The organism is Micromonospora lacuserhaii (genome assembly GCF_036902735.1).
Classification (GTDB): Bacteria; Actinomycetota; Actinomycetes; order Mycobacteriales; family Micromonosporaceae; genus Micromonospora.
Genome location: NZ_JBAKHO010000006.1, coordinates 36,100 through 48,824, shown reverse-complemented (window position 1 = coordinate 48,824; position 12,725 = coordinate 36,100). Strand labels below are relative to the sequence as shown.

Annotated in this window: 10 protein-coding genes; 6 read left to right on the top strand and 4 right to left on the bottom strand. The window is 73.2% G+C overall.

Annotation, left to right across the window (positions count from 1 at the left end):
• Nucleotides 1-10: 10 nt before the first annotated feature.
• A complete protein-coding gene (locus V6U81_RS05980) occupies nt 11-1,339 on the bottom strand; it encodes an ABC transporter substrate-binding protein (RefSeq protein WP_334485285.1) in 1,329 nt (442 codons plus the stop codon).
• Between the two features lie 278 nt (nt 1,340-1,617).
• Here V6U81_RS05980 and V6U81_RS05975 point away from each other — a divergent pair, with 278 nt between their 5' ends.
• From V6U81_RS05975 to V6U81_RS05965, 3 genes are all read left to right on the top strand, one after another.
• Nucleotides 1,618-3,660: a beta-galactosidase gene (locus V6U81_RS05975; RefSeq protein WP_334485283.1), complete on the top strand. Its 2,043-nt coding sequence runs from the start codon at nt 1,618-1,620 to the stop codon at nt 3,658-3,660.
• A 40-nt stretch (nt 3,661-3,700) separates the two neighbouring features.
• Entirely contained in the window at nt 3,701-4,477 is a 777-nt protein-coding gene (locus V6U81_RS05970) for a DeoR/GlpR family DNA-binding transcription regulator (protein WP_334485281.1), read from the top strand.
• Nucleotides 4,478-4,609: 132 nt separating this feature from the next.
• Nucleotides 4,610-5,584: a sporulation protein gene (locus V6U81_RS05965; RefSeq protein WP_334485279.1), complete on the top strand. Its 975-nt coding sequence runs from the start codon at nt 4,610-4,612 to the stop codon at nt 5,582-5,584.
• 77 nt (nt 5,585-5,661) lie between these two features.
• Here V6U81_RS05965 and V6U81_RS05960 read toward each other — a convergent pair whose 3' ends face one another.
• A complete protein-coding gene (locus V6U81_RS05960; protein ID WP_334485277.1) occupies nt 5,662-6,057 on the bottom strand; it encodes a hypothetical protein in 396 nt (131 codons plus the stop codon).
• Nucleotides 6,058-6,355: 298 nt separating this feature from the next.
• On the opposite strand from V6U81_RS05960, the gene V6U81_RS05955 reads away from it, so the two are divergent.
• A complete protein-coding gene (locus tag V6U81_RS05955) occupies nt 6,356-6,778 on the top strand; it encodes a hypothetical protein (protein ID WP_420883981.1) in 423 nt (140 codons plus the stop codon).
• Between the two features lie 105 nt (nt 6,779-6,883).
• Here the strand turns inward: V6U81_RS05955 and V6U81_RS05950 are convergent, their stop codons facing one another.
• Entirely contained in the window at nt 6,884-9,109 is a 2,226-nt protein-coding gene (locus V6U81_RS05950; protein WP_334485545.1) for a HelD family protein, read from the bottom strand.
• 295 nt (nt 9,110-9,404) lie between these two features.
• Nucleotides 9,405-10,514 carry a LolA family protein gene (locus V6U81_RS05945; RefSeq protein ID WP_334485276.1) on the bottom strand — a complete coding sequence of 370 codons (1,110 nt, stop codon included), beginning with the start codon at nt 10,512-10,514 and terminating at the stop codon, nt 9,405-9,407.
• 95 nt (nt 10,515-10,609) lie between these two features.
• Here V6U81_RS05945 and V6U81_RS05940 point away from each other — a divergent pair, with 95 nt between their 5' ends.
• Together V6U81_RS05940 and V6U81_RS05935 are read left to right on the top strand one after the other, a co-directional pair.
• Nucleotides 10,610-11,266, top strand: coding sequence for a response regulator transcription factor (locus V6U81_RS05940; protein WP_334485275.1), 657 nt, complete (start codon nt 10,610-10,612; stop codon nt 11,264-11,266).
• 41 nt (nt 11,267-11,307) lie between these two features.
• Nucleotides 11,308-12,687 (top strand): ATP-binding protein, encoded by a 1,380-nt coding sequence (locus V6U81_RS05935; RefSeq protein ID WP_334485544.1) that lies wholly within the window; start codon nt 11,308-11,310, stop codon nt 12,685-12,687.
• Nucleotides 12,688-12,725: the final 38 nt, after the last annotated feature.

The following is a 12,725-nucleotide window of genomic DNA, read 5'->3' as shown; positions in this document are numbered from 1 at the left end:
CCTCTCGCCGTCAGCTGGTGAAGATCGACTTCTTCTGGTTCTCGATGCTGGTCAGCAGCCCGCTGACGTCCTTCGGGTTCTTGAGGAACTGCTGCAGCGCCGGGATGACCACGGTGGAGGCGAAGTCCGGCCGGGTGTCCCGGTCCAGGAACTGGGCGATCTCGGTGGCCGAGCCGACCAGCTCCGCGGCCTTCTTCTGCAGGGCGGTGTAGCCGCTGACGTCGGCCTTGCCGTTGGCCACCAGGGTGCTCGGGTCGTTCTTGACGGTGATGTTCGCGGCGTCGGTGGAGCCGAGGTACTCCAGCAGCTTCTTGGCGTTGGCCTCGGACTTCGGCTTGCGGGCCAGCATGTAGCCGTCGATCGGGGCGTCCAGGGCCTTGGCCCCGATCGTCGAGTCGATCTCTGGGAAGGTGAAGAAGTCCAGGTCGTCCTGCTCGGCGGCGCTGAACTGCTGGGCGACGAAGAGGCCGAGCAGGTACATGCCGCTCTTCTTCTGCTGCAACGACTGCGCGGCCTCCTGCCAGGTGCGGCCCAGCGCGTCCGGCTGGTGCAGCGGCAGCAGCCCGTTCCAGGTGTCGAAGACCTTCTTCACCTTGTCGGAGGTCCAGGCCTCCTTGCCGGCCATCAGGTCGACGTGGAACTGGTAGCCGTTGATCCGCAGGTTGAGGATGTCGAAGGTGCCCATCGCCGGCCAGCCGTCCTTGTCGGCGAAGGCGATCGGCGCCAGGCCGTCCTTCTTCATCTGCGCGCCGAGCGTGTTGAGCTGGTCCAACGTGGTCGGTACCTGGTAGCCGTACTGCTTCCAGACCGACTTGCGGTAGAAGAGCGCCCACGGGTAGTACGACGACGGCACCAGGTACTGCTTGCCGTCGTCGCCGGTCGAGGCGGTCTTGAACGCGTCGGAGAAGCCCGAGAGCTTGCCCCAGACGTCGCTGACGTCACCGGCCAGGCCCTTCTCCGCGAAGAACCGCATCCGGTAGCCGGAGAACCAGGTGAACACGTCGTCCGGCTTGCCCTGCAGGTAGTTGTTGATGTTCTCCTGGAAGGTGTTGTGGTCGACCGTGTTGATCGCGACCTGGATGCCGGACGAGGTCTTGAACCCGTCCATGACCTTGGCGATGACGCCCTTCGGCACCGGGTCGGACTGGTTCGAGCCGAGCGACACCGCCTTGCTGTCCGACCCGGAGTCCGAATCGGAGCCGCAGCCGGCGAGGAGGCCGGTGCCGAGCAGCGCGCCCGCCCCGGCGGTGCCGGCGAGCAGTGAGCGTCGCCGGAGGCCGGCGACGGAGGGCGGTGCGAGTCGGGCCAGGTACTCGGCTTCGGTACGGGGACGGGACATGGTGCCTCCTGCGGATGAGAAGGTGCGCTGCGCCCAGCGGCCGTCGGGTGTGAGGGGGTCGGTGTCGGTGAAAGCCACATAGATCCACCGAGAACAAACATTCGCAAACACAAAGTGCCGGTGGCGCTTGAAGCTACCCCTCCCTGCGGCCGTGTCAAGAGGGCTGATGCCAATCGGTATCGCAGTGTTGACAAGGGATCCCGGTGGTAAACGTTGGAAATGCTGTCGATGTTGGAAAGTGTTGACTTGGCCCGTCCGTAGGGGCACGCTCTGGTGCCATGCGACAGGACGGCACCTGGCAGGGCGACGGGATCTTCTACGGCGCCGACTACAACCCGGAGCAGTGGCCCGAAGAGGTCTGGGCCGAGGACGTGGCCCTGATGCGCCGGGCCGGGGTCGACCTGGTCTCGGTCGGGATCTTCTCCTGGGCCCTGCTCGAACCGGCCCCCGACCGGTACGACTTCGGCTGGCTCGACCGGGCCCTCGACGTGCTGCACCGGGGCGGGATCAGCGTCGACCTGGCCACCGCCACCGCGAGCCCGCCGCCGTGGCTGGCCCACCGGCACCCGGAGACGCTGCCCCGCCGGGCCGACGGCACGGTGCTCTGGCCCGGCGGCCGGCAGGCGTACTGCCCCAGCTCGCCGGTCTTCCGGCAGCGCTCGCTCGCCCTGGTCGAGGCCGTCGCCGACCGGTACGCCGACCACCCCGCCGTGGTGATGTGGCACGTCTCCAACGAGCTCGGTTGCCACAACGTGCACTGCTACTGCGACGTCAGCGCCGAGGCGTTCCGCGGCTGGCTGCGCGACCGCTACGGCGACCTGGCCGCGCTCAACGACGCCTGGGGCACCACCTTCTGGAGCCAGCGGTACGGCGACTGGGCCGAGATCAACCCGCCGCGCACCGCGCCCACCTTCGCCAACCCCACCCAGCAGCTGGATTTCCTGCGCTTCTCCTCCGACGAGCAGCGGGCCCAGCTGCGCGCCGAGCGCGAGGTGCTCAAGCGGCGGGTCCGCCAGCCGGTCACCACGAACTTCATGATCGGCACCGGGATCAAGTACCTCGACTACCACTCCTGGGTCGCGGACGTGGATGTCGTCGCCAACGACCACTACCTGACCGCCGCGGACCCCCGTGCGCACCTGGGCCTGGCGCTCGCCGCCGACCACACCCGCGGGGTGGCCGGCGGGGACCCGTGGCTGCTGATGGAGCACTCCACCAGCGCCGTCAACTGGCAGCCGCGCAACGTCGCCAAGGCCCCCGGCCAGCTGCGCCGCAACAGCCTCACCCACGTGGCCCGCGGCGCCGACGGGGTGCTCTTCTTCCAGTGGCGGGCGTCCCGGGCCGGCGCCGAGAAGTTCCACTCGGCGCTCGTCCCGCACGCCGGCCCGGAGACCAAGGTGTTCCGCGAGGTCTGCCAGCTCGGCGCCGACCTCAAGGCCATCGCCGAGGTGCGCGGCAGCCGGGTCGAGGCGGAGGTGGCGATCCTCTTCGACTGGGAGGCGTGGTGGGGGGTCGAGCTGGACTCGCACCCCAGCGTCGACGTGACCTACGCCGACCGGGTCACCGCGCTGTACGGGGCGCTCTGGCGGGCCGGTGTCACCGCCGACCTGGTGCACCCCTCGGCCGACCTCACCGGCTACAAGCTCGTCCTGGTGCCCACCCTCTACCTGGTCCGCGACGCCGACGCCGAGGCGCTGCGCCGGTACGTCGACGGTGGCGGCACCGCCCTGGTGACGTACTTCAGCGGCATCGTCGACGAGCACGACCACATCCGCCTCGGCGGCTACCCGGGCGCGTTCCGCGAGCTGCTGGGTGTCCGTACCGAGGAGTTCTTCCCGCTGCGCGCCGGCGAGCGGGTGCGCCTCGACGACGGCTCCGGCGCCGACGTGTGGACCGAGTGGCTGCACCCGGAGGGGGCCGAGGTGCTCGCCTCGTACGCCGACGGGCCGCTGCCCGGGGTGGCCGCCCTGACCCGGCACCGGGTCGGCGCGGGCACCGCCTGGTACGTCGGCACCCGGCTCGACGAGGCGGCCACCGACCGGCTGGTGGCCCGGCTGCTGGCCGAGGCGGGCGCCCGTCCACCGGTGGCCGCCCCGGCCGGGGTCGAGGTGGTCCGCCGCCGCGCCGGGGACCGGTCCTGGCTCTTCGTGGTCAACCACACCGACACCGAGGCCCGGCTCGACGTCACCGGCGCGGACCTGCTCACCGGTACGCGCTGCGCCGGCGATCTCGTCGTCGGCGCCGGCGAGGTGGCCGTGGTGCGGGAGGAGCCGGCCGTGGCCGGGTATGTCCCGAACGCCGAGCCGCGAGCAGCGGCCTGATCCGCGTACCGTGTCGTCGTCCGCCGCCGAGGGAGGTCCGATGCTGGCTCAGCAACGGCAGAGCGCCATCCTGGAGCTGATCCGGCACCATGGTGGCGTCCGGGTCAGCCACCTGGTCAGCCGGTTCGGGGTCTCCGACATGACCATCCGGCGGGACCTGGAGGTTCTCGCCGAGCGCGGGCTCATCGACAAGGTGCACGGCGGCGCGACGCTCGTCGGCCCCGGCTCCGCCGAGGAGCCGGGCTTCGCCGCCAAGTCGATCCGCCAGCAGGACGAGAAGCGGGCCATCGCCGAGCGGGCGGCGTGCCTGGTCGAGCCGGGCATGGCGATCGCGCTCTCCGCCGGCACCACCACCGCCGCGCTGGCCACCCGGCTCGCCGACGTGCGGGGGCTGACCGTCGTGACCAACTCGATCCCGGTGGCCGACGCGCTCTACCAGAACCCGCGCGCCGACCAGACGGTCGTGCTGACCGGTGGCATCCGCACCCCGTCGGACGCGCTGACCGGGCCGGTGGCCGAGGCGGCGATCGGCGCGCTCAACGTGGACCTGCTCTTCCTCGGCGTGCACGGGATGAGCCCCCGTACCGGGTTCACCACGCCGAACCTGCTGGAGGCGGCGGTCAACCGGCGGCTGATCGGCGCCGCCCGGCGGCTGGTCGTGCTCGCCGACCACACCAAGTGGGAGACCATCGGGATCGCCACCATCGCCCCGCTCACCGAGGCCGACGTGCTCATCACCGACGGGAAGCTGCCGGCCGAGGGGCGGCGCCAGATCGGCGAGGAGGTCGGTGAGCTGATCGTGGTCGAGACCGACTGAGCCGGCGGCCGCGGCCGGGGCGACGTACCGCGGCGCGCTTCCCAGGCACTTCACAGCGCTGCGGGTTAGGGTGCCCTGCGTGACCGTGCGCGCTCCACGGTGGAGCGCGCCGAGGGTGAACCAGGAGTGTCGATGGTCTTCAAGAAGATGCTGAGCGCGTTCGGTGTGGGTGGGCCCAGCGTCGACACCGTGCTGGCGAACCCGAACACCCGCCCGGGCCTGGCCCTGGACGGCCAGGTCAACCTGGTCGGCGGGGACGCCCCGGCGAGCATCGAGCAGATCACCGTCGCCCTGGTCACCCGGGTCGAGATCGAGGGCGGCGACACCGAGTACGCCGGCATCATGGAGTTCCAGCGGATGGCGGTCAGCGGCCCGCTCCAGCTGGCGCCGAAGCAGCAGCTGTCGATCCCGTTCCAGCTGCCGGTGCCGTGGGAGACCCCGATCACCGACGTCTACGGCCAGCGGCTGCACGGCATGACGATGGGGCTGCGAACCGAGCTGGCGATCGCCCGGGCGGTCGACAAGACCGACCTGGACCAGGTCAACGTGCACCCGCTGCCGGTGCACGAGCGGATCCTGGAGGCCTTCCAGCGGCTCGGTTTCCGGTTCAAGCACGCCGACCTGGAGCGGGGCCACATCCGGGGCACCCAGCAGACGCTGCCGTTCTACCAGGAGATCGAGTTCTTCGCCGCGCCGCAGTACGCGCGGACCGTGAACGAGGTCGAGGTGACCCTCGTGACTAGCCCGCATGGCGTCGAGGTGATCCTCGAGTGCGACAAGCGCGGCGGCTTCCTCAGCGCCGGGCACGACGCCTTCGGCCGGTACGCCGTCTCACACGCGGACGCCGACCGGGTCGACTGGGCCCGCGTCGTCGAGGGCTGGTTGCAGGAGACCACCTCCCGCTACGGCGGACTGCGCGCCTCCGGCTTCGGCCAGCCGACCCACGGCTACCCGACCCACGGGCACCACGGCCGTGGCGCGGGCATGGGTGGCATGGTCGCCGGCGCGGCCCTCGGCATGGCCGGTGGCCTGGTCGCCGGTGAGATCATCGAGGACGCCTTCGAGGGTGACTTCGGTGGCGACGACTTCGGTGGCGACTTCGAGTGAGCCGCTGACGGCCAACGACGGTGGCCCCCGGGAATGATCCCGGGGGCCACCGTTCTCAGGAACTGATCTCGTCGGGGTCAGTGGCGCGCCCTGCGCTCCTCGCCCGTGCGGAAGTTGCTGCCGGCCTTCGACAGCCCCCGGCTGCCCAGGTAGCCGATGGTCAGCAGCGTGATGAAGAACCAGGCCTGCGGGGCGCGGAAGATGTCCACGCCGACCGAGTTCTTGCCGACCAGGTACGACGCGGCCAGCACGCCGATCACACCGGCGACGTAGACCCAGAATTCAGTCGTCGCGAACGACGGCTTGGTCTCCGTCCCCGGCGCCGTCAGGTCCTGCCGGCGTCCTTCGTGCATCATCGGCATCGGACGGGTCATCTCGTCCATCCGCGCCCGATCATCCATGTCCGTCGGACGGTTCGGCGCGTTCTGGGTGGGCCGGTTCATCGGCCTGGTCGATGCAGCCTGCGTGCTCATCTGTCCTCCTCAAGGATTTGATGAGTACCTGCACTCCCTCGCCCCGCTACCGCGGTTCGGCCACGGCGCGGTTCACCTGCTGTGGCGAGGGCACCCTGCGTCTACCCGGCCCCCCGGAGGAGGTAACACCGAACCCGCCGACGGATCGGTCCGCCGCTGCCGCCCCGCGCGGACGCACCACCGCCGGGGTACGTCAGCGCAGCCCGGCTCGGGGCGTCGGTGAACCGGCGCGGGCCGGTTTGTCGTCCCCGTCAGCGGGCAGGCGGTGGGTTACCGCCAGTTCTGCGAGGTGATGAACGTGCGTGAGAGCAACCCGATGCGGGAGTCCGCCCGCAAGACCGAGGAGCGGCTCACCGCCGGCGTGTACGGCGAGGGCGCGCTCGACGAGGTGACCGTGCCGCGTTTCGACGAGACCCGGGTGATCCAGGAGGAGGACCCGGACGATCCGGCCGACGCGCCGGTCGACCCGAACGTGCTGCGTGACGGCGGTCCGACCCGAGGCCAGGGCGCGGTCACCACCACGGGCGGCACCGCCGGCCCGGCCAGCGCCCGCCGAGTGGCCAGACAGCCCGAGCGACACCCTGGCAAGGTGGCTCCGACCACCACCGGCGACGCCACCACCGGCGGCCTGAGCACCCCCGCCGGCGGCTCCACCAGCGACAAGTCCAGCTCCGGCAGCCAGGTGGGCAACTTCACCAACGATCGGGCGAACCCTGGCTGATCCGGTTGCCCGCTGATCGCGCTCGACCACGGAAGCAGTGGCCTCACCCGCACGGGGAGGCCACTGCTTTCCGCATCGGCCGATTCGTCGCCGGCTCGGCAGCGGTCAGGGGGTGGGGCGGAGGATGCCGAGTCGCTGGGTGGCGCGGGTGAGGGCGACATAGAGGTCGCTGCGACCGCGCGGGGACTCCGCCACGATGCCCTCGGGGTCCACCACCAGGACGGTGTCGAACTCCAGGCCCTTGGCCTGACCGACGGTCAGCACCACCACCCGGCTCTCCAGCTCCGGCTGCTCACCGACGGCGGCTTCGGGCAGCGCGGCGACCACGGCCGCCGCCAGCTCGTCCGCCCGGCCCGCCGGGACGATCACGCCGAGCCGGCCGTCGTCCAGTGCGGCGGCCTCCCGGGTGGTCGCCTCGACCAGCTCTGTCGCCAGCGTTGCGGCGTCCACGGCCCGGTCCCACGGCGGCTCGCCGCTCTCCCGGACCGAGCGGGGCGGGCGCAGCGCCGGGTCGATCTCGGCGAGCACCTCGGCGGCGACCGCCATGATCTCGGCGGGGGTGCGGTAGCTGACGGTCAGCTCCTCGAGCCGCCACCGCCGCGCCACGTACGGCTCCAGCGCCTCGCCCCAGGACGGCGTACCGGCCAGCGCGCCGGTCTGCGCGACGTCCCCGACGATGGTCATCGACCGGCTCGGGCAGCGGCGCATCAGCAGCCGCCAGCCCATCGGGGTCAACTCCTGCGCCTCGTCGACGATGACATGCCCGAACGCCCAGCTCCGGTCGGCGGCGGCGCGCTGCGCGGTGGTGAGGCGGTCGGCCTCCTCCTGCCGTTCCAGCAGCCGGTCGGCGTCGATCAGGTCGGTGACGCCGAGGATCTCACCGCCGTCGGCCTCGTCCTCCACGTCGATGGAGCGGGAACCCCGGGCGATCTCCAGCACGCCCTCGGCGTACTCGCGCTGAAAGGATCGGATCCGTTCGCGGCGGGCGGCGGCGGCCCGTTCGTCCTCCCCGAGCAGCTCGGCGGCCTCGTCGAGCAGCGGCACGTCGGCCGGCGTCCATCCGCCGCCCGGTTCCCGGTGCAGCAGGGCGCGCTCGGCGTCGGTGAGCATCGGCGCGGCGGTGGCGAGTCGGTCGGGGGAGGCGTACACGTCGGCCAGCAGCCGCTGCGGGGTGAGCACCGGCCAGAGCCGGTCGAGCACGGCCTGGACCTCGGGTTCCTCCCGCAGCTCCCGGCGGATCTCGGCGCGGTCCGCCTCCTCCAGCAGGTTCTCCCCGCCCAACGGGTCGGCGCCGATCCGCTCGGCGACCTGCGCGGCGAGGGCGTGCACCAGCTCGATGTCGAAGAGCGCCCGGGCCAGGTTGTGCGGCCGGTCGGCGTGGCGGACCCGGTCACGGGCCGCCCGGACGGTCTCCGGTTCCACCCGCAGGATCTCGCCCTGGGGCAGTTCGATCTCCAGCGGCTCGTCCGGCACCCACTGCCGGTCGCGTACCGCGGCGGCCAGCACCTCGGCCATCACCGCCCGGCCCTTCAGCGCCGCCGTCCCGGCCGGCTCCGCGCGCCCGGCGCTCACCCCGGGGAAGAGGTCCCCGGGGGTACGCAGCAGCACGCCCGTCTCGGCCAGCGCCGGTAGCACCTGAGAGATGTAGCGCAGGAAGGTGGCGTTCGGGCCGACCAGCAGCACGCCGCGGGTGGAGAGCTGCTGTCGGTGGGTGTAGAGCAGGTACGCCGCGCGGTGCAGCGCGACCGCGGTCTTGCCGGTGCCGGGGCCGCCCTGCACGACCAGCACGCCCGGCAGGTCGGCCCGGATGATCCGGTCCTGCTCGGCCTGGATGGTCTCGACGATGTCGCGCATCCGGCCGGTGCGGCCGGCGTTGAGCGCGGCGAGCAGGGACGCCTCGCCGGTCAGCTCCTCGTGGGCGGTGGGGGAGGCGGTGGCGATGTCCAGCGTCTCGTCGTTGAGGCCGGTGACCTTGCGCTGCCGGCTCCGCAGGTGTCGCCGCCGGCGTACGCCCTGTGGGTTGGCGGCGGTGGCGAGGTAGAACGGGCGGGCGGCGGGGGCGCGCCAGTCCATCAGCAGCGGGTCGTAGTCACCGCTGGTGTCGAAGATGCCGATCCGGCCGATGTAGTGCCGGGCGCCGTCGGCGCCGTCGAGTCGGCCGAAGCAGAGGCCGTTCTCGACCGCGGAGAACTGCTCGACCTGGTCGGCGTACATCCGTACGGCGCTGTCCCGTTGGGATCGCGCCTGGAGGGTGCCGCCGGTGGTCCGCAGCTCCTGCGTGAGCCGGCGGGCGGCCTGCTCACGCAGCCCGTCCAGCCGGCCGTAGAGCATCGAGACGTACTCCTGCTCGCGGCCGATCTCGTCCTCGTGCCGCGGCAGCTCGCCGGGACCGCCGGAATGCGTTGACAAGCCGTCTCCTCGTCAATTAGAATTGCGCCAGGAATGGCCGAGAGCGCCATTCCTTTTTTGTGCCCAGGAACTGTTGAAGATACCGCGCGGCGAGCCGCGGCACCAAGCCTGCCGGTCCGGGGGCGACCACGTCACACCGCCGCGCCGGCTCCGGGCACGCGAACGGGGGCCCGCACCGGCTTCCGCCGGCCCGGACCCCCTGCGCGGTCGCGGTGGGTCAGCCGCGCGCGGCCTGGTAGAGCCGCTCGGGCGTGACCGCCCCGGCCAGCAGCCGGCCGTCGTCGGTGAGCAGCACGCTGAACAGCTTCCCGGTCAGCAGCCGGCCGCTGCCCCAGTCGCCGCTGACCTTCGGCAGCCCGTTCAGCAGGCTCCCGAGCTGGGCCGCGTCGGGTCCAGCGGTGCCGTCCGCGGCGGTCGGCTTCTCCTCGCGCGGGGCGGTCGCGTCCGTGCGCGCCACCACCACGGTGGTCCAGCCCTCGCCGACGGTACGCACGTCCGCGCCGTCCGCCCGGTGCTGCGCGGCCCGCTGCCGGTCACCCGCCGGCGCGTCGGCCCGCTCCTCGGTGACCTTCACCCCGGGCGGCGGGTTGAAGGCGAACTGGTCGGCGTCCGGCCGGCGGAAGTCGACCTGGGTGAACGCCACCTCGAAGGCCGGCTGGTCGGCGCCGTCGGCGAGCACCTCGAAGCGGAGCGGGATGTGCTCGGTGGCGTCGATGGCGATCCGCACCTGATGCACCAGGGACGCCTCGTCGCGCGGAGTGAGCACCAGCTCGTACGCGTCCCGCCCGGCGACCGTGGCGGTGCGACCGGTGGTGACCACGGTGCTCGGGTCGATCGCGGCCAGCGCCCGGTCGGCGGCCTCCTGCGGAGTGGCCGGCAGCTCCGCCTCCGGCGCGCGGCCCGCCGACTCCGGCAGGGTGCGGTGGCTGGCGGTGTTGGCCCGGCTGTCCCAGGTCCAGACGTCCCGGCCGGCGCGGATCACGTCCCGCTCGCCGAGGGTGTCGAGCAGCGCGACCCGCTGCCGGTCCGGGCCGGAGTGCCAGACCCGCAGGGTGTGCGTGCCGGTCAGCAGCTTGGTCAGGTCGCCGCCGACCAGGCCGGCGATCGGCGGCAGCCCCAGGTCGGCGCGCTGCACCACGGTGCCGGAGAGCCCGTCCAGCCGGGCGGTCTGCACGTCGACCAGGAGTTGGGCGGCGCTGCGCGGCGGCAGCGCGGGTTCGGCGTTGGCGGCGAACGTGCCCACCGCGACGCCGCCTCCGACGACGGTGACGGCCGCGGCCAGCGGCACCAGCCAACGCAGCGCGGGACGGCTCTTCAGTACGGACATGACGCACCTCCTGCGCCCATCCTGCCCGGAAGGTGCTGTGAAGGTGCTGAGGACGCCAGACCAGCCGGCGGCGCCGGGGTGGCACGCTTGTGGGCGTGCGGGTGCTGGTGGTGGAGGACGAGTCCCGGTTGGCGGCCGCCCTGCAACGCGGCCTGACGGCGGAGGGGTTCGTGGTGGACACCGCGTCCACGGGTCCCTCCGGGCTGGACGCCGCCCGCCACGGCGGGTACGACGCGATGATCCTCGACGTGATGCTCCCCGGCCTGTCCGGCTACGAGGTGGTCCGCCGGCTGCGCGCCGAGGAGCACTGGTTGCCGGTGCTGATGCTGTCGGCCAAGGACGGCGAGTACGACCAGGCCGACGGGCTGGACTGCGGGGCCGACGACTACCTGACCAAGCCCTTCTCGTACGTCGTCCTGCTGGCCCGGCTGCGGGCGCTGCTGCGCCGGGGCGCGCCGGAACGCCCGACCGTGCTCACCGTCGGCGACCTGCGCCTCGACCCGGCCCGCCGGCGGGTCACCCGGGCCGACGTGGAGGTCGTCCTGACCGCCCGCGAGTACGCCCTGCTCGACTACCTGATCCGCCGCCCCGGTGAGGTGGTCTCCAAGACCGAGCTGCTCGACCACGTCTGGGACGGCGGGATGCGGACCGCGCCGAACGCGGTCGAGGTGTACGTCGGCTACCTGCGCCGCAAGATCGGCCGGGACCGGTTGGAGACGGTCCGGGGCGCCGGTTACCGGCTGGCGACGTGAGCCGCCCCGGCTGGCCGTCGCTCGGGCTGCGCGCCCGGCTGATGGCGCTCGGGGTGGCGGGGCTCTGCGTGGGGCTGGCCCTCGGCGGGGTGGTGCTGCTGGTGGCGCTCGGCTGGACGCTGCAACGCAACGTCGACGACGAGGCGTTCCGGACCGCCGACGCGGTGGCTCGGCTGGCCGCCGAGGACGCCCTGCCGGATCCGCTGCCGGTGGCCGGTGGGCAGCTACGGGTGCAGGTGGTGGACGCGTCGGGGCGGATCCGGGCCGCCTCGATCGACGCCGACCGGCTGGTGCCGATGGTCCGCCCCGACCAACTCGGCGGGGGCGACCGTCGGCGCACCGTCGTCCCGGGGCAGCGCCTGGGCCTGCCGGGACCGGTGCGGGTGGTGGCCGTCCCGGCCGGTACGCCCACCGAGCCGCTGACGGTCCTGGTCGGCCGGTCGACCGAGGACGTCGCGCACGCGCTGCGGGCGGCCCGGACGGTGCTACTGGTGGCCTTCCCGCTGCTGGTGGCGCTGCTCGCGGCGGTGGCCTGGCGGGTCGTCGGGGCGACCCTGCGCCCGGTGGAGGCGCTGCGCAGCGGCGCGGCGGAGATCACCGGCCGGGGCGCGGACGCCCGATTGCCGGTGCCGGTGGCCCGGGACGAGATCCACCGGCTGGCGGTCACCCTCAACGACATGCTCGACCGGTTGGAGGCGGCCCGGGCCCGGCAGCGGGCGTTCCTCGCCGACGCCGCGCACGAGCTGCGCAGCCCGCTGACCAACATGCGTACCGAGCTGGAGGTGGCGCAGCGGCTGGCGGACCGGACCGACTGGCCGTCGGTCGCCACCGACCTGCTCGCCGACACCGAGCGGCTGGGTCGGCTCGTCGACGACCTGCTCCTGCTGGCCCGCCTGGACGAGCAACCGCCCGCGCCCGCCACGCCGACGGGCGGGCCCGGCACGTCCGCCGGCGAGCCGGTGGAGCTGGGCGGGCTGCTCGGCGAGGTAGCCGGCCGTTACCCGTCCCCGCCGGTGTCGGTGATCCCGGCGCCGGGCCCGGTGTGGAGCGTCGGCCACCCGGAGGAGCTGCGCCGGGTGCTGGCCAACCTGGTGGACAACGCCGTCCGGCACGCCCGCTCCCGGGTCGTGCTCGCGGTCCGCCCTGCCGCCGGAGGCGACGCGGCCGGCCCGGGTGGGGCGTACCACCTGGTGACGGTGACCGACGACGGGCCGGGCATCCCGGCCGCGGACCGGCAGCGGGTCTTCGAGCGGTTCACCCGGCTGGACGAGGGGCGGGCCCGCGACGCCGGCGGCGCCGGCCTGGGGCTGGCCATCGTGCGGGAACTGGTCCGCCGGGCCGGCGGGACGGTCGAGCTGTCCGACGCCGGGCCCGGCCTGGCCGTTCGGCTGCGGCTCCCGGCGCTGCCCGATCCGGGCTGACCCCCGCGGGCGCGGCGGTACCTTCGAGGCGCTTCCGG

Excerpts from the sequence above, each read along its gene's own strand:
- V6U81_RS05975 (WP_334485283.1), top strand. The coding sequence starts at position 1,618 with ATGCGACAGGACGGCACCTGGCAGGGCGACGGGATCTTCTACGGCGCC.
- V6U81_RS05970 (WP_334485281.1), top strand. The coding sequence starts at position 3,701 with ATGCTGGCTCAGCAACGGCAGAGCGCCATCCTGGAGCTGATCCGGCAC.
- V6U81_RS05935 (WP_334485544.1), top strand. The coding sequence starts at position 11,308 with ATGGCGCTCGGGGTGGCGGGGCTCTGCGTGGGGCTGGCCCTCGGCGGG.
- V6U81_RS05960 (WP_334485277.1), bottom strand. The coding sequence starts at position 6,057 with ATGAGCACGCAGGCTGCATCGACCAGGCCGATGAACCGGCCCACCCAG.
- V6U81_RS05950 (WP_334485545.1), bottom strand. The coding sequence starts at position 9,109 with ATGCTCTACGGCCGGCTGGACGGGCTGCGTGAGCAGGCCGCCCGCCGG.
- V6U81_RS05980 (WP_334485285.1), bottom strand. The coding sequence starts at position 1,339 with ATGTCCCGTCCCCGTACCGAAGCCGAGTACCTGGCCCGACTCGCACCG.
- V6U81_RS05965 (WP_334485279.1), top strand. The coding sequence starts at position 4,610 with ATGGTCTTCAAGAAGATGCTGAGCGCGTTCGGTGTGGGTGGGCCCAGC.
- V6U81_RS05945 (WP_334485276.1), bottom strand. The coding sequence starts at position 10,514 with ATGTCCGTACTGAAGAGCCGTCCCGCGCTGCGTTGGCTGGTGCCGCTG.